This window comes from Luteolibacter sp. AS25, from assembly GCF_046736275.1.
GTDB lineage: Bacteria > Verrucomicrobiota > Verrucomicrobiia > Verrucomicrobiales > Akkermansiaceae > Luteolibacter.
The window spans coordinates 665534-680934 of sequence record NZ_CP151837.1 but is presented as its reverse complement, the minus strand read 5'-3'; the positions used below and the strand labels follow the sequence as shown (position 1 = coordinate 680934).

Annotated in this window: 15 protein-coding genes and 1 tRNA gene; 4 read left to right on the top strand and 12 right to left on the bottom strand. The window is 52.5% G+C overall.

Annotated elements, in window-relative coordinates:
- Positions 1 to 11: 11 nt before the first annotated feature.
- The 6 genes from AAGA79_RS03260 to AAGA79_RS03235 all read right to left on the bottom strand — a co-directional run bounded on the left by AAGA79_RS03260 (position 12) and on the right by AAGA79_RS03235 (position 6191).
- Entirely contained in the window at positions 12 to 596 is a 585-nt protein-coding gene (locus AAGA79_RS03260) for a riboflavin synthase (RefSeq protein WP_411827347.1), read from the bottom strand.
- Positions 597 to 676: 80 nt separating this feature from the next.
- Positions 677 to 1855 carry a galactokinase gene (galK, locus tag AAGA79_RS03255; protein ID WP_411827346.1) on the bottom strand — a complete coding sequence of 393 codons (1179 nt, stop codon included), beginning with the start codon at positions 1853 to 1855 and terminating at the stop codon, positions 677 to 679.
- 13 nt (positions 1856 to 1868) lie between these two features.
- Positions 1869 to 3515 carry a solute:sodium symporter family transporter gene (locus AAGA79_RS03250; protein WP_411827345.1) on the bottom strand — a complete coding sequence of 549 codons (1647 nt, stop codon included), beginning with the start codon at positions 3513 to 3515 and terminating at the stop codon, positions 1869 to 1871.
- 249 nt (positions 3516 to 3764) lie between these two features.
- A tRNA-Ser gene (locus tag AAGA79_RS03245) sits at positions 3765 to 3856 on the bottom strand.
- Positions 3857 to 3921: 65 nt separating this feature from the next.
- A complete protein-coding gene (gene mpl / locus AAGA79_RS03240; protein ID WP_411827344.1) occupies positions 3922 to 5304 on the bottom strand; it encodes a UDP-N-acetylmuramate:L-alanyl-gamma-D-glutamyl-meso-diaminopimelate ligase in 1383 nt (460 codons plus the stop codon).
- A 5-nt stretch (positions 5305 to 5309) separates the two neighbouring features.
- The gene (locus tag AAGA79_RS03235) at positions 5310 to 6191 is read right to left on the bottom strand and encodes a haloacid dehalogenase-like hydrolase (protein ID WP_411827343.1); all 882 of its coding nucleotides are present in this window, start codon (positions 6189 to 6191) and stop codon (positions 5310 to 5312) included.
- A 151-nt stretch (positions 6192 to 6342) separates the two neighbouring features.
- Here AAGA79_RS03235 and rpmH point away from each other — a divergent pair, with 151 nt between their 5' ends.
- The 3 genes from rpmH (at position 6343) to yidC (ending at position 8909) form a co-directional block, all read left to right on the top strand.
- Positions 6343 to 6528, top strand: a complete 186-nt coding sequence (gene rpmH / locus AAGA79_RS03230) for a 50S ribosomal protein L34 (protein WP_411827342.1) — start codon at positions 6343 to 6345, stop codon at positions 6526 to 6528.
- Positions 6529 to 6563: 35 nt separating this feature from the next.
- On the top strand, positions 6564 to 6923 hold the full coding sequence (rnpA, locus tag AAGA79_RS03225; RefSeq protein WP_411827341.1) for a ribonuclease P protein component: 360 nt from the start codon (positions 6564 to 6566) through the stop codon (positions 6921 to 6923).
- A 102-nt stretch (positions 6924 to 7025) separates the two neighbouring features.
- Positions 7026 to 8909 carry a membrane protein insertase YidC gene (yidC, locus tag AAGA79_RS03220; RefSeq protein ID WP_411827340.1) on the top strand — a complete coding sequence of 628 codons (1884 nt, stop codon included), beginning with the start codon at positions 7026 to 7028 and terminating at the stop codon, positions 8907 to 8909.
- A 109-nt stretch (positions 8910 to 9018) separates the two neighbouring features.
- Here yidC and AAGA79_RS03215 read toward each other — a convergent pair whose 3' ends face one another.
- From AAGA79_RS03215 to AAGA79_RS03195, 5 genes are all read right to left on the bottom strand, one after another.
- The gene (locus AAGA79_RS03215) at positions 9019 to 9801 is read right to left on the bottom strand and encodes a glucose 1-dehydrogenase (RefSeq protein ID WP_411827339.1); all 783 of its coding nucleotides are present in this window, start codon (positions 9799 to 9801) and stop codon (positions 9019 to 9021) included.
- 40 nt (positions 9802 to 9841) lie between these two features.
- The gene (gene purB / locus AAGA79_RS03210; protein WP_411827338.1) at positions 9842 to 11260 is read right to left on the bottom strand and encodes an adenylosuccinate lyase; all 1419 of its coding nucleotides are present in this window, start codon (positions 11258 to 11260) and stop codon (positions 9842 to 9844) included.
- 52 nt (positions 11261 to 11312) lie between these two features.
- Positions 11313 to 11867, bottom strand: a complete 555-nt coding sequence (locus tag AAGA79_RS03205) for a DUF2062 domain-containing protein (protein WP_411827337.1) — start codon at positions 11865 to 11867, stop codon at positions 11313 to 11315.
- Between the two features lie 150 nt (positions 11868 to 12017).
- Complete coding sequence (locus tag AAGA79_RS03200; protein WP_411827336.1) at positions 12018 to 13043, bottom strand: hypothetical protein; 1026 nt, start codon at positions 13041 to 13043, stop codon at positions 12018 to 12020.
- Positions 13040 to 13693: a hypothetical protein gene (locus AAGA79_RS03195; protein ID WP_411827335.1), complete on the bottom strand. Its 654-nt coding sequence runs from the start codon at positions 13691 to 13693 to the stop codon at positions 13040 to 13042. The genes AAGA79_RS03200 and AAGA79_RS03195 overlap by 4 nt, the downstream gene beginning before the upstream one ends.
- A gap of 114 nt (positions 13694 to 13807) precedes the next feature.
- Here AAGA79_RS03195 and AAGA79_RS03190 point away from each other — a divergent pair, with 114 nt between their 5' ends.
- Entirely contained in the window at positions 13808 to 14674 is an 867-nt protein-coding gene (locus AAGA79_RS03190; RefSeq protein ID WP_411827334.1) for an aldehyde dehydrogenase family protein, read from the top strand.
- Between the two features lie 13 nt (positions 14675 to 14687).
- Here the strand turns inward: AAGA79_RS03190 and AAGA79_RS03185 are convergent, their stop codons facing one another.
- Positions 14688 to 15377, bottom strand: a complete 690-nt coding sequence (locus AAGA79_RS03185) for an SDR family NAD(P)-dependent oxidoreductase (protein ID WP_411827333.1) — start codon at positions 15375 to 15377, stop codon at positions 14688 to 14690.
- Between the last annotated feature and the right edge of the window lie 24 nt (positions 15378 to 15401).

Below are 15401 nucleotides of genomic sequence, written 5' to 3'. Positions count from 1 at the left end.
CATCTGCGGGATTATTTCCCCATCAGCCGTGCCACATGCTTCGCCAGCATGTCACCCTCGAGATTCACAACTGTCCCTAAAATTGCATCGCGCAGATTCGTGTGAGCGAATGTATGCGGGGTGATCCAGAAAATCGCTGAAGCATCTTTCAGCTCAGCGATGGTGAGTGAAATTCCATCGATCGAAATTGATCCCTTGGATACGCACAGCTGCTGTATTTCTGGAGGAAGGGAAACCTCGACGACATGATCCTGACCATTTTCTTCCAGTGAAATAATCTTCCCTACTCCATCGACATGCCCTTGGACAAAATGCCCTCCCAGCCTGTCACCCACCCGCAAGGCGCGCTCGAGATTGACCACAGCCCCAGTAGTAAGCTGCCCCAGAGAGGTTACGCGCAGAGTCTGGGCTAACACATCGAATCCCACAACTTCTCCCGAAATTTCAGCCACTGTTAGACAGCAGCCGTTGACGGCCACTGAGTCCCCCAGAGCCAACTCATCCGCAAACTTGATCTTAAGATCCAATCGAGCCTGCTCTCCCTTCTCTATTAGGGATCCTACTTCTCCGAGCGCTTCTACTAATCCGGTAAACATGATGTGTGAAAAAATTACGACGGGCCCCTATTGGAGCCCACGGCGGAAAGTTTCCACATCATTGGGAAACTGTCACCTCACTATCTCAATTCCCTGGCTCCCGCAGCTGGTCTGCTAGCGAAGATCTCAGGGGCAAATCCAAATTCCTTTTCATAGGATTCGCACAAACCCGCAGCAATCTGTTCCGCACGATCCGCCTCACAAACAATCACGGCCGAGCCACCGAACCCTCCCCCGGTCATGCGTGCACCGATTACACCGCCATTACCCCCGATCTCTCCAGCCTTCGCAACCAAATGATCCAGCTCCGGGCATGAGACTTCAAAGTCATCACGTAGCGAATTGTGACTCTCATACATCAGCTGACCAAGTCGCGGGAAATTTTCAGATTTCAAAGCTTCTACAGCATCGATCACTCGGGCGATCTCACCGATCACATGCCTGGAACGGGCGAAGGTGGTATCATCCATCTTCGCTCTGTTCGCCTCCAGGTCAGCAAAACTTACTTCTCGCCAGCTCGCTTTCCCGATTGCAGCCAAACCATCTTCGGTATTTTTCCGTCGTGCGGCATAGCCACCGTCGGATAGCTCATGGGAAACCTTGGTATTGGCTATCAGAATTGTGAGATCTTCACGGGAAAACGGAACCATCTCCGCCTCGTTGGATCGGCAATCAATCAAAACAAGCTCCCCTTCCTGCCCACAGGAAGAAGCATACTGATCCATAATACCACAAGGAACCCCGGCGAAGTCATGCTCAGCCTTCTGCGCAAGAATCGCTTTCTCTTTTTTACCCAGATCAGTCCCGCTCAGCACCTCTATCAAAGTAGCCACCGCGCATTCCAGAGCTGCTGAAGAAGAAAGTCCCGCACCGCCCGGAAGGCTGGAAACAATGAACGCATCGAAACCGGGAACCTCGATCTTCCGGTCATGGAATCCCTGAACTACACCGCGAAGGTAATTTGACCATTTCGGAGTTCCAATTTCCTGTGGAGAAGCAATCGGAAAGCTCGTTGTTTCCGCTGTGAATTCCGTAGCTGCATTGACGGTATCGAAATTGTTCGGCGCAGCGGCGATCACCACCGTGCGTTCGATGGCGAGCGGGAGCACAAAACCATCGCAGTAGTCAATGTGCTCGCCAATCAGGTTCACTCGGCCCGGAGCCGCCACCATGACCGTGGCCGGCCTCCCGAAGTGTTTTTCAAAGGCCTCCTTGGCGGAAGATGTGATCGATTCAATCGAAGGGTTTAGAGAAAGCATCTTGCTGGGAATATTACTTGGCAAAAAAGACATAGATGCCGACTACCGCGACAATCAGGATCAGGCTTGCCCACTTGGCACCCTTCCACGGGGTCATGTCGATCGGTGTATTCGTTTGAGCAACCCAGGCTTCGGACCGTGGGGCAACCTTACTGGCCACAAACATGATCCCAACCAACAGGGCGAAGACGATCCCCATAAGGTGAAAGTTGCTAAAGCCGGTGAAATCAGAGAAATTCTGAACAGCTCTTTCACCGGTCTCGGGATTCAGTGTCCTCGGTGCAAAGATAGGATACAGGATCAAAGTGGAAATCATCAGAATCAATCCGACGATCATGCTCACAAATGCCGACCATGACGGAACTCGGCGATTAAGCATCCCCATAACCACGACCGCGAAGATCGGGATGAAATAGATGCCGTTCATCGTTTGCAAGTAGCTGAAAATACTTTGTGTTTTTGCCAGCATAGGCGCTCCGACCATTGCCGCGATTGCGATGATGGTGACGAACATTTTAGCCGTTTTTACAGTTTGCTGATCCGTCGCCTCGGGATTGATCATATGTTTGTAAAGACCGATCGAGAAAAGTGCTGATGTGGAGTTAAGGGCCGCGTTGAAGGAGCTGAGAATTGCACCCACCATCACGGCGGCAAAGAAACCGGTGAGGTGACCGGGAAGTACATCGGCAACGAGCTTTCCGTAGGCATCGTCATTGCTGACTCCTTGCCCGAAGTAGAGGTGGAAAGCGATCAGACCCGGAAGCACCAGATAAACAGGTCCCAAAAGCTTCAGTGCACCTGTCAGTAACACACCCTTCTGACCTTCCGCCAGGCTGCTCGCACCGAACGTGCGCTGGATGATCTGCTGGTTAGTGCACCAGTAAAAGAGATTCAACAGAGCCACACCTGTGAAAATCGTAGAAAACGGAACTTCAGTGCCATTCGCGCCAGTGGAGTCCAACCGTTCAGGATGAGCTACATTAAGCTTTTCCCAACCCGCGGCGATACTGCCTTCTCCGCCCAATACATTCAGGGCAAAGTAAGCGATAAGAAAACCTCCGATCAGGAGCCCGATTCCGTTGATCGTATCAAGTGTGGCGAGCGTTTTCAGTCCACCGAAGCGGGAATAGAGAAGACCGGCGATACCAATGCCCGCACAGGTAATGTGCAGGAGCAATGTTTCGTTCTGGATCCCTGTTAGAGTCTCGAGATCCATGATGTTGATCAATCCTTTGGCACCCGTGTAGAGAACGATCGGGATGAGCAGGAGCGCGTAGGCGGCAAGAAATACCGAGTTCGCCAGAGTCTGTGTGCGTTTGTCAAAACGCTGCTCGAGAAATTGGGGCACCGTGGTGATTCCAGCGCGGAGAAACTTCGGCAGGAAAAACACAGCCATCAGCACCAAGGCCACCACCGCCACAACCTCCCAGGCCATGACGCTCAAACCATTTAAATAAGCGGATCCATTCAGCCCGACCATTTGCTCGGTGGAAAGATTCGTCAGCAACAGGGAACCTGCGATCACCGGGAAAGTCAGGGAACGGCCGCCGAGGAAAAAGCCGTCCGACGTGCACTTTTCATCCTTTCTCGTTAAAAACCAGGTAAGCCCCGCAGCGAAGGCAGTAAACAGAACAAAGGAAATGATGGTAAGTGATTGCATATTCTTGGGTTTCCGGAGTTTTAGCGACTCCTGCCCATGGAGATTGATTCTATCTCACAATTTATAAAGCAAAAACAATCACCCGATTATCCTTAATTTGGGTATCCTAGAGAAGGCAGCATCGACATCAAAGGGTCTCAACCGCTCCACGAATCCACCGCAAAAAGGAGCCCGCCTTACCAATCCTTCGGGACATTTTCAGAATAACCAACCGTCGCGCTCGGACGATAGAATACCACTGTTGAAAAATGGCGGAGAGAGTGGGATTCGAACCCACGGTAGGTTTAACCCTACGCTCGATTTCGAATCGAGTGCCTTAGACCGGGCTCAGCCATCTCTCCGTGAAATAATGCGGGGCGCGAAAATTGCGTTAGCCGGAGGAAAATGTAAAGCGAACAATCTCGCCCTACAGCTCCTCAAGCAATTGCTTGTGTATCCCGCCGAAGCCCCCGTTTGAGAGAACTGCAACAACATCACCCGACTTGGCTCCTTCTTTTACCTTGGCGATAATCGCATCATTGTTCTCCAGATAATAACCAATTCCACCGTCAGCCGCGATATCCGCGGACAGTAGGACTGGATCCAAACGATCATTTTCGGGAATCTTTTCCAAATCGGGAATCGCGGCAACAATCGCCACATCCGCTTTCGCCAATGCCTCGGCCAGCTCCTTCTGGAAAACCTTGCGACGCGTGGTATTCGAGCGCGGCTCAAAAAGAACCCAGAGTTTCGCCCCCGGAAATTTCTGCCTGAGACTCTGGACTGCCAAACCGATCGCCGTCGGATGATGCGCGAAGTCATCAATCACTTTGATACCGTTTTTCTCACCTTTCAGCTCCTGCCTCCGCGCGATCCCGCCGAACGCCAGCAAACCTTCCCTCACTTCGTCAGCGCTTAGTCCACCAAACATTGCTGAAGCAACAGCCATCGCAGCATTCCGAACATTGAATTCACCGGTCATCGGCACTGTAAAACTCTCAGCTCCCAGCGTGAACGAACTACTTCCCTCATCATATTTCACATCGGAAATCCTCAGCTCGCAGCCATCGCCAAATCCTACGGTAGTCACCGGGCAAGGCGCATTTGCGGCCACATCGAGACAGTGCCGTTCGTCGCCGTTCACGTAGGCCATTCCCTTGCTTGGCACCACATTCAGCAAGCGCTTGAAGCTCAGTTTGATCTCTTCCACATCGTTGTAGATATCCGCGTGGTCAAACTCGATATTGTTTACCACCACGCACTCCGGCAGATAGTGAAGAAACTTCGATCTCTTGTCGAAAAACGCGGTATCGTATTCGTCACCTTCCAGCACATTGATGTCGGAATCCGTAAACTGGGCTCCATGCCCGAGGTTTTTTGGAATCCCGCCGATCATAAATCCTGGATCTTTTCCCGCGTGACGGAATAGCCAAGCAAGCATGGATGAGGTTGTCGTTTTCCCGTGGGTTCCTGAAATAACGAAGTTCCGCTTACCTCTTAGGAAATGATCCTTCATCACCTCAGGAAGAGAATGATACAAAAGTTTACGGTTCAGTGCCGCCTCCGCTTCCGGGTTTCCACGTGAAATAGCGTTTCCTATCACCACCACATCCACACCTTCGGGGATATTTCCCTCATGGTAGCCTTCCGTGATCTCGATCCCCTGACCTCTCAGGAAGTCCGACATCGGCGGATACACACTCGCATCGCTACCTGTTATAGTGAATCCCTTGCGCTTCATCGCGGAGGCCACCGCCCCCATCGCCGTTCCGCAAATTCCGGTGAAGTGAAAATGAGTTTTCTCTGACATATGAATTAAAATTTCGGTGCCGCTACCGTGGATCTGTCCAACTCCTCTGTACGAGTCAGCATGATCTTGTCTGCCATCTCCGTGACCATCTGGGATAGTAACAACCAAAGATGCGAACCTTCCCGGTAATCCGCCGGAGCAATATGTTGCACACGTTTCGCGTGAGTGCACAGCTGATAGCATTTCCTAAAGGATTTTTTAGTCGGATCCTCCGGGTTATAAACCGCAATCCCGTGGCCGCCGTTTCTCTCCAACACAGTAAAGCATGGCACATCCGTAGGACCATCCCCCACATACACCATGTTATGAAATGGAATCGGACGCTGCTCCGCCGGCATGTGATCGTTCACATCCTGATCGTATCGCAAAAGCCCCTTATTAATCCTGAATAGAAATTGAGTCTTTGTTGTGTGGGATATCACCCTCTTCGGAAAACTGATCAAACCTTCAGAATCCTCGCCGAACTCACAGCCGAACATCTCCTTAACAAACGGCTTCAGTTTTGAACCGTCCAACAACGCCTTGAGACCGGAAGAGATGATGTAATGCTCCATCTTGATCCCCGCAATGTGATGCTCGGGCCTGAGTGAGGCCTTCGGCAGATCTTCGAATAATTCAGGAAGCCCCGGGAAAAACTGCATCCCCGCTCCCAGCTCCGAGAGCATGTCATTGGTCACACGGTCCATTCCGAGGTAATCCAGCAAGCATTTCATATAGGCCAGCTCGCCGTCCCATTTCTGCTCATGCACCAGGCTATTGCACTTATCCCAGAACTGGGCTGGATTGATTCCGAATTTGGGAAACAGAACGTCGTCCTGCATGTAGTTCGGGCTTAGCGTCTGATCATAGTCGTAGACCAGAGCGATTGTATTTTGAGGAGCTGCCATTGCGGAATAAGAAACAATCAAGCCCTACCCCTGCCCACAAGACGTATTTTTTTAGAAAAATGACACACTGCTGCATTGACAACTCCTCCGTGATACCTAAAGTCCCGCCCCCGCGCCATTCTCGGCACCAAACTTTCAACAAACATTCGCCATGAGCTTCCGCACATACCAACCTTCCAAACGCACGCGTAAACAACAACACGGCTTCCGTGCCCGCATGGCCACGAAAGCAGGACGTGACCTCATCAAACGCCGTCGTCAGAAAGGCCGCAAGCGTCTCATTCCTAAAGGTGCTGAAATCCACTTCAAGCGTCACACCACGCAGCACGGAAGATAATCTGTCTGTTATTGCGCTCCGGCTGAGCACTCATCATGAGACTCCCACGCAACCAGACCATCAACCAAAGCGCGGATTTTCTGCGCATTAGAAAGACCGGCCACGCGAAAGCAGGCCGGTTTGTCATTTTATCAACTCTGGAGGATCCTGGACTCCAGACGATTCGGACAGCCTTCGTAACCAGCAAAAGAGCTGCAAAAAAGGCACATGACCGGAACTACCTCCGGCGCCGCTTCCGTAGTTTTGTGCAAAAATTCGCACCGGAATTCGAGAACCAGCAGCGATTTATAGTTACCATCGCACGTCCGGGGGCCGCAAATGCCGACCCCGCGGAACTGGAAGCCGATTGGAAAAAACAGGCCAGCCGTCTGGGACTCTTCCCCAAAAGCTCCTGAATGCCCGCTAATTTCATTCCTTCCAACCGCTTGACCTACACCTCGTAAGCACCTAAGCAGTCCCTCCCTTCGCCCTAACCAACATCACTTTCCAACACATTCATGTACGACCGTAAAACTTGGATCATTCTCGCGATATGCGGTGCTCTCATTGCGCTGAATATCCATTACTCCACAAAAAATAACGCGGAGAAGTTCAGACAAGCAGAGATCGAGGAAACTGCCCGAAAGCTGGAGGCTGAAAAATACCAGACAGAAGCTGCCGGTTCGGAAACCGCTCCAACTATCGCCGGCCTCACAGTGGAGACGCCGCCACCGCCGACCTCCGAAGAACTCGTTACTCTTGAAAACGATAAAGCCATCTTCACCCTCTCCAACATTGGCGGCGGAATCAAATTTGTTGAACTCAAGGAACAGAAGAACATCGGTGAAGACTCGCTCGTAAGAATCAACCGCAACGGCGGTGCGCCTATCGCAGGCCTGGTAGGCCCTGGCGAAGTGCTCGACAACACCTCATACTCCTACAAAAAGGATCAATCCCAGGAAGGCAAAAGCGCTACCTTCATCGCAAAGCTTCCTAGCGGAATCATTGCCAAAAAAGTTTTCTCCCTAGAGACACAGGACATTCCGGGTAAAGAGTATTTCCTCAATCTTACCCTCACCCTTGAGAATACCAATGAAAGCACCCTGAGCCTTTCCGAATACGATCTATACGTAGGAGACGCTTCCCCGCTTTATCAGAACGAGCGCCCCACCCACACCGGCTTCTTCTGGTTTGAAAAAGGTAAGATGCATTTCAAGGCCGCAACCAAATTCAAGGGAAACTGGTTCTCCTCCGAGCAGGCCATCATCTCCAGCCCCGGTGATGAGACAGTCAGCTATGCGGGTGTTGCCGATCAGTTTTTCACCACTGTCATCCGTCCAGAGAATCCATACACCGCTACCGTTTGGGGCAAACCTTCAACCGTAGTCCTGGGGGAAGGCGCAAAGCCTCTCACTGCAGCCCGCGCCGCACTTTCACTTCCTTCACAGACTCTCACCCAAGGTGCACCGGTTACTCTGAACTATCAGATCTTCACCGGTCCCAAGGCAAACACCATGCTGCGTAAGCTCGATAACATCGAGGGCACGGGAGAAGGCTGGGGCGATATGATGCAATACGGCTTCTTCTGGTGGGTCTCCCGCCCGCTGAACTGGCTTCTCAACTTTCTCCACACTGGTCTCGATAATATATCCACCACCCAGTCCTGGGGCCTGTCCATCATCGCGCTGACACTCATCGTCCGCACACTCATCTGGCCACTCCACGCAAAATCCACGCGCTCCATGAAGCGCATGTCCAAGCTCCAGCCAATCATGAAGGAGCTGAAGGAGAAGTATCCGGACGATCCAAACAAGCTCAACACCGAGATGATGGGCCTCTACAGGAAATACGGTATCAACCCACTCGGTGGCTGTCTTCCGATGTTCATCCAGATCCCGATCTTCTTCGGTTTCTTCCGTATGCTCGACTACGCGGTGGAGCTACGCAGCCAACCGTTCCTCTGGGTCAGTGACCTCTCACAGCCGGATACACTCACGGAAATCGCCGGTATCCCGATCAATATACTGCCGATCATCATGGCCGCCACCAGCGTAATCCAGATGTCACTCATGCCGAAGACGGGAGATAAAATGCAACAGCGCATCATGATGTTCATGCCGCTGATGTTCTTCTTCTTCTGTTACAACTACGCATCCGCACTAGCCCTTTACTGGACTACCCAGAACATTTTCTCCATCGGTCAAACCTACTTCATGAACAAAATCCCCGAGCCAGAACTCAAGGCACGCAAGGATGGCGGCAAAAAATCATGGGTCCAGCGCATGGCGGATAAGCAGGCGGAAGTTCAAAAAATGAAAAAGCAGCGGGGCCCGGGTGGTGACATGAAAAATGTTACCCCTGAGGGAACCAAGAAGAAGCGTCCCCCGCGCACCGGCGGCTGAGCCGCAAATGGGAAGCGACCTTCCCGGCACTAGTCTCAAGACTCCAAAACCGTTTCATCACATAACGATGAAACGGTTTTTTCTTATTCGGAAATAGGACATCCCACAATCAGCCACCCTTTTGGAAGCTTGGATAATTAATCATACCTCCATCCACGAAAACACTGGAACCTGTCATGTAACTTCCCCAGTCGGAACAGAGCACCAGTGCCATCTTCGCAACTTCTTCCGGCTCGCCGATACGATTCATGGGTATCTTTGTTTTCAGGTCCTCCAATTGCTCTGGATCGCTCCAGACATCCTTGTTGATCGGGGTTCTGATCGCTCCCGGCGCCAGAGAAAGAACCCTCACGCCATGCTCCGCTGCTTCTTGGGAAATGGATTGAGTCATCATCGCCACCCCGGCCTTTGCCGCTGTATAGGCGGTATGACCTGTCCACGGAATCACTTCATGTACGGATGATACGTTCAAGATCACTCCGCCCTTTAGCTCCACCATCCGCCTGAGCGCCTCCCTGCTACAAAAGAATGTTCCCATGAGGTTCACCATGATCACCTTCTCGAAATCTTCCGCTTCTATTTTCCAGGTCTTCGCCCGCTCCCCATCAATCCCTGCGCAATTCACGAGAATATCCACCCCTCCGAATTTTTCATCCATCCGGGAGAAAAGCTTCACCACATCTTCATTCCTGGTCACATCCGCCTTCATGGAGAATGCTTTTCCTCCTTTTGAAATAATGCCTTCAGTGACTTCGTCAGCCCCGGCGGAATCGCTGTGATAGCTGACACACACTTTCGCGCCGGCTCTTGCGAATACCTCCGCAATTTCCGACCCGATACCACCACTTCCGCCTGTGACGAGAGCCCGTTTTCCTTCGATATTGATTTCCATGGGAACCGTTCGCCCCATGGAATCCTGCTGTCAAGGAGCTCTACAAAATGCCGCCAGGCTTGTAGGCCGCAGCATCCGGATATTTCGCTTCAAGAGCGGAAACCTCTTTCGAGAAAATTTTCACCTGCTCCTTCGCAGCGCCAACCTCGCGGTCTCCCTTCTTCAGAATCGCTCCCAGTTCATCACGGCTGAGCTCAAGCCTACCGTCTTTGGCAAGGCGATCCAGTAGATCGTTTTTCTCGACCTCACCTGTCCTCATATCAGCCACGGTAGCCACCGCATGCTCCTTGATCACCTTGTGCGCCGTCTCACGACCTACACCACGTTTCACAGCTTCCATCATTACTGTCGTAGTCATCAGGAAGGGCAGATAACGTGCTGTTTCCTTGGCAATCACTCCCTCATAGGCATCCATCTGATCAAGGACAGTCAGGTAGGTTTCGAACATACCGTCCAGAGCGTAGAAGGCATCAGGTAGCATCACCCGGCGGACCACCGAGCAGCTCACATCACCTTCATTCCACTGGTCTCCAGCCAAGCCGGCAGCCATTGCCAGATAACCTTTCAGAATCACATGGAAACCGTTTACCCGCTCACAGGAGCGCGAATTCATTTTATGCGGCATGGCACTCGACCCGGTTTGCCCCGGAGCAAAGCCCTCACTGGCGGTTTCATTGCCCGCCATCAGGCGCAATGTCTTACAGAAAGAACTCGGTCCACTGGCAAGCTCCGTCAAAATCGACACAACCCGAAGATCCAGCGAGCGCGGATATACCTGCCCCACGTTGTTCCACTGTTTGGAAATACCGAGATGCTTCACTATTTTCCCTTCCAGTTCGGCAACCTTGGCGGCATCCCCCTCGAAGAGTGATAGCTGGTCCATCTGTGTACCCACCGCGCCTTTCAGCCCTCTAACCGCATAGCCCGAAATTACATCTTCCAGCACCATATAGCCGGAAAGTAGCTCCTCGCCAAACATCGCCACTCGTTTACCCAAAGTGGTAGGTTGGGCTGCCACATTGTGCGTTCTGGCCGTTAGTACGATCTCATCCCAGCTCTCCGCGCTCTCACGCATCCTACGCAGCGCAGCCACTACTTTCTCACGAATTAGCAAGAGCCCGCGGAATACCTGCAATTGCTCCACATTTTCCGTCAAATCCCTCGAAGTCAGCCCTTTGTGAATATCCTGAAATCCAGCGAGGTCGTTAAACTCCTCAAGCCGTGCCTTCACATCATGCCTGGTTACGCGCTCACGCTCCATGATCGATGCTACATCCACCTGATCCTTCACCGCCTCATACGCCGCGATCGCTTCCGCGGAAATATCCAGACCCAGCTCTTTCTGCGCTTTCATCACTGCGATCCAATACTCGCGCTCCAGGACGATCCGCCCCTCCGCGGACCAAATATCGTTCATTTTTGCGGAAGAATACCTCTCTGCGAGCACGTTTGGAATCATGCCAAAAAGAAGGCACCTACATCCATCTGCCTGTCCACCCTAAAAAGTGCCCCTAAGCTTCTTTCTCCACGGATATTTTCTCCTTTTCCCCCTTCAACGGATGCTTCTTGAGCACCGGCAAATGATGCGGCATCAATGCCGAAAACAAATGGACCATCGGATATGCGATGATAGCCATCAAGATACCCGAAACAAACATCCCTAGAAGAAAGCTGCCAGCATTCAGGCTCTCCGGCAGCTCCAGCCCCATGGTGTGCTGCATCCACTTGCCAGCCACATTGTTCGTATAGAAATTTTCCCAGGATTTCGGAATATTGATCGAAGAGGAAACAAGAAAATCCGGCATGGGGAACCCTAGCTTCTCCCTCATCCAATCTCCCAGCAACTCCTGTCCTACCCAGATCGGGATATGTGTCACCATATTGGAAACCCAGCAACAGGCCACGGCAAACGGTACATTCCCGCGGAAGCGGAGCGCAGTCAGAGCAGCGGCGATCATCTGAAACGGCATCGCCATCATCGAAAAGAAGAACCCGATGGCCACTCCTGATGCCACAGTATCACGACAAGGCACCCACAGCTGTCGGTCGAAAAGCGGCTGCGTCATTTTCCGCCACCACATTCTGTGCCTAAGCCGCTTATGCCTCAGCATCCGGTAAGTTGATCTTACCATTTTCAAGTATCTGCGCTTCATCTCCAAGACACCTGTACAGTCGCACCCAAGATCCATCGATCAACCCTCAATGCAAAAAACTCTTCACGCGCGACGCATATAGTCCGGCACCTGATTGCGTTGATTTGCGGGCGGAGCAGACGCACTCGCAAAGGAAATCACTGCTCCGATCCCCGCCGCATGGCTTCCACCGAGTCTAGCTTCCACCTCGAATTCCGGGAATCTGTATCGCGCGCGCACACGAAAAACCATCCACAAGCTCCATAGCATCAGCAGGGCACCGAATCCGGCAGCCGCTGCACTGGCAGCGATCTTCGCCCAACTCGGTATCCGGATTTCCTTCTCCCCGCCATCCTGTTTTCGAAAATCTGCCGCCCTTTCGCCACTTGGAATACTCTCAAGTGTCTCTGCCGCCGTTCCCTCCGCCATGCGCTCCATCCAATAGGCGCGAATCGACATCTGCACCAAAAACGACTGCAGCTGATCCACCGGCTTCGCACTCGTAAACGCCTGAACCACAGAACTTTGTAATGCTCTACGCTGCTCGGAAGCGGATACGGCATCTGTCAGAATCGGGCTCAGATAAATTTCCGAACGCTGCGGGGCCCCCAGATAATAATTAATCACCAATGCAGGTTTACCCACTGAATACAGCCGCTCTACCACCTCTTCTTCCCTGACATCCCCCGGTATCACCTGCTCTCCCCCGTAGACATACAGCCTCATATCGATCGAAGACTCACCCGCATGCTGCACCAGAAACGCTTCCAGGTTCTTTCTCGCTACCTCATCCAGCAGATCCTGCGGATCCACCAGATAGCCCTCCGGCCGCTCCGCGAAATAGGCAGCCAAGAACTCTTCATCCACCACATTTTCATTCTCCACCACCTCCTCGATCTCCTCTGGAGTAGGCTCCTCCACCGCCAGAGGTGTATCGCCCGCTTCCCTTACCTCCGGAAGCGGATCGTATGTCAGTAGGGAACTGCCAGCCACCCAACCGTCATCCATCATCCGCGCACGTTCTTCATCATCCCAAATCGGGAGCGGAGGTTCCGTATTCGCATTCAGGACTCCGCACAAAAATAAAATAACGGCCGCCGAGCGCTTCACTTTTCAGCCTCCTCTATTTCCGGCGCCTCTCTCTTTTTCCCCAGGCGGATTTTCTTCACCAGATCATCCACCGCTACGGGTCTACTCACCTTCCGCTCATACTTTTCAGGATCACGGCGGGCTTGCCGACTCCGCTTCTTCAATAGCTTTTCCAGGTATCCGAAACACTTGTGCAACCCTTCCGCATACCTCTCCTCCAGCCAGTAGGAATGCGCCCGGGACAAACAATCAAAGGTGTCCTGCTCCTCCAGAAATGGATCAAGCAGATACCCGAAAGTCATTCCCGCTGCTTTCGTTTCAGGATCTATCACGAAAATAATCCCAGCCTCATTCGGTTTCTCCGCCGGGATATCCTCGAACAAACCCCGATTCAACAGCCAGAACCCGAACTGACGCATATTCGCCTTCTCCCCAAGGGTCCCGCTATATACAGCCACGAAAATCTGGGGAAACGAAACACCTATCGCCTCCATCGCATTTTCTAGTTTTTCCCGATCCTTCTTGCGGAAAATCCCGGCCGCGTCAGTCAAACTTCGCAGCTTGACCTCACCATCGCCATAGAGTGCATCTGCATCTGCAAGCCCGAATCCACAATGAGGACAGAGAGATGCCGCTCGATGGATTCGCTGGACGCAACGCGGACATTTCATGACTTAACAAACTTCCTACTGAACCGTCAGTATTCCGTCAAAGCAAAACAAAATTACGAGCTTGTAACAACGCTCTTTCTTGATGTTTGAGAATAGAAAACTAGCATCCATACCATGCCTCGCCTAACCGTCACAAAAACCCCGAAATGTTATGTTGGCGGTGCCTTCATCCGCTCCGAAAGCAACCTGACCTACGCGATCTCCGACGGTGAGGGGGAATTCTTCGCAAACATCCCCCTCTGCACCCGCAAGGACCTGAGAAATGCTGTCGAAGCCGCGGCAAAAGCCGGCGCCGGTTGGGCAAAACGATCCGCCTACAATCGAGGCCAAATCCTCTACCGCATGGCCGAGATGCTTGAGGCTCGGTCATCCGAACTCGTCGATGCTCATTTCCCGAAAAATGCAGCGGAAAGAAAGCAAGCAACTGCCGAGGTCTCCGCAGCCATCGACCGCATTGTCCACTACGCCGGCTGGACAGATAAATACGAGGCACTTCTTGGCAGCGTGAATCCCGTTGCCACCGCCCATTTCAACTTTTCCGTAACCGAACCCATGGGTGTGGTCGGCATCATGACTCCCGAGGATGCTCCGCTTCTGGGCCTTATCTCCATGATTCTCCCGGTAATTACCAGCGGGAATGCAGTCATCGCACTGGCTTCAGAAAAGACACCCTACCCGGCCATCATCCTTGGCGAAATGCTTGCCACAAGCGATCTTCCCGGCGGAGTGATTAATCTTCTCACCGGTAAAAATTCGGATCTGATCTCCACCTTCGCCACCCACGAACACATCCGTTCAGTCTATGCTTATGCAACGCCAGAAGAAGCAAAGACACTTCAGTCCGGTGCTTCCGAGTCAGTGAAACGCACGAAAATCATTTCCGCGGAAAGTTCATATGACTGGTCGGCAGCCACTGCGCAGGGCCTCTACCAAATCCGTGATTTTGTGGAGCTCAAAACGACCTGGCATCCGGTCGGTTAGCCCGCCACCTGCATTACCAGGCGATAGATTTCCGCTCTTTTACGAACTGGCCGCGCATCTCGTAGGGAGCCTCCGTCGCCAGCCATACCATGGTATCGGCGCCCTCTTCCGCAGAGAGCGTAGCGTCTTCTCCACCCATTTCCGTCCTACACCATCCGGGGCACATGGAGTTCACCATCGCTTCCGGCAAAGCAGCTACCAGCTGTTGGGTCAGCATATTGACCGCTGTTTTGCTGATGGAGTATGCCGGAGCCCATGCCTGGGGATCGCCGTCCAGTTGCCCCGCTCCGCTGGAAACATTGATAATCCGTAGTGCATCAGATTTTTCCAGTAACGGTAGCATCGAGATCGTGGTGCGGAATGTCCCCACCAGATTCGTATCCAGCGTTTCGGTCAATACCTCTGTATCCAGCTCCCGGAAAGTAGCATAGTGATCCAGTAGCACAGCTGCATTGTTCACCAAAACGTCGAGCTTTCCGAAACGCTCCCCGATCTCTTTCACCGCAGCCTTCAGGACCGCATGATTGGTAACGTCGATGCGGATCGGGTAAGCAGTTTCACCCAATTTTTTCGCTGCGCTCTCCGCACGCTTCATGCTGCGGCTACCGATGATTACCTGCGCACCACGGTCAATGAGCTGCTTTGCCGCGGCAAAGCCAATTCCACGCGTCGCGCCGGTAATAAGGACAATGGGAGAATTCATCTGCAAACATACTCCCATTCGGGA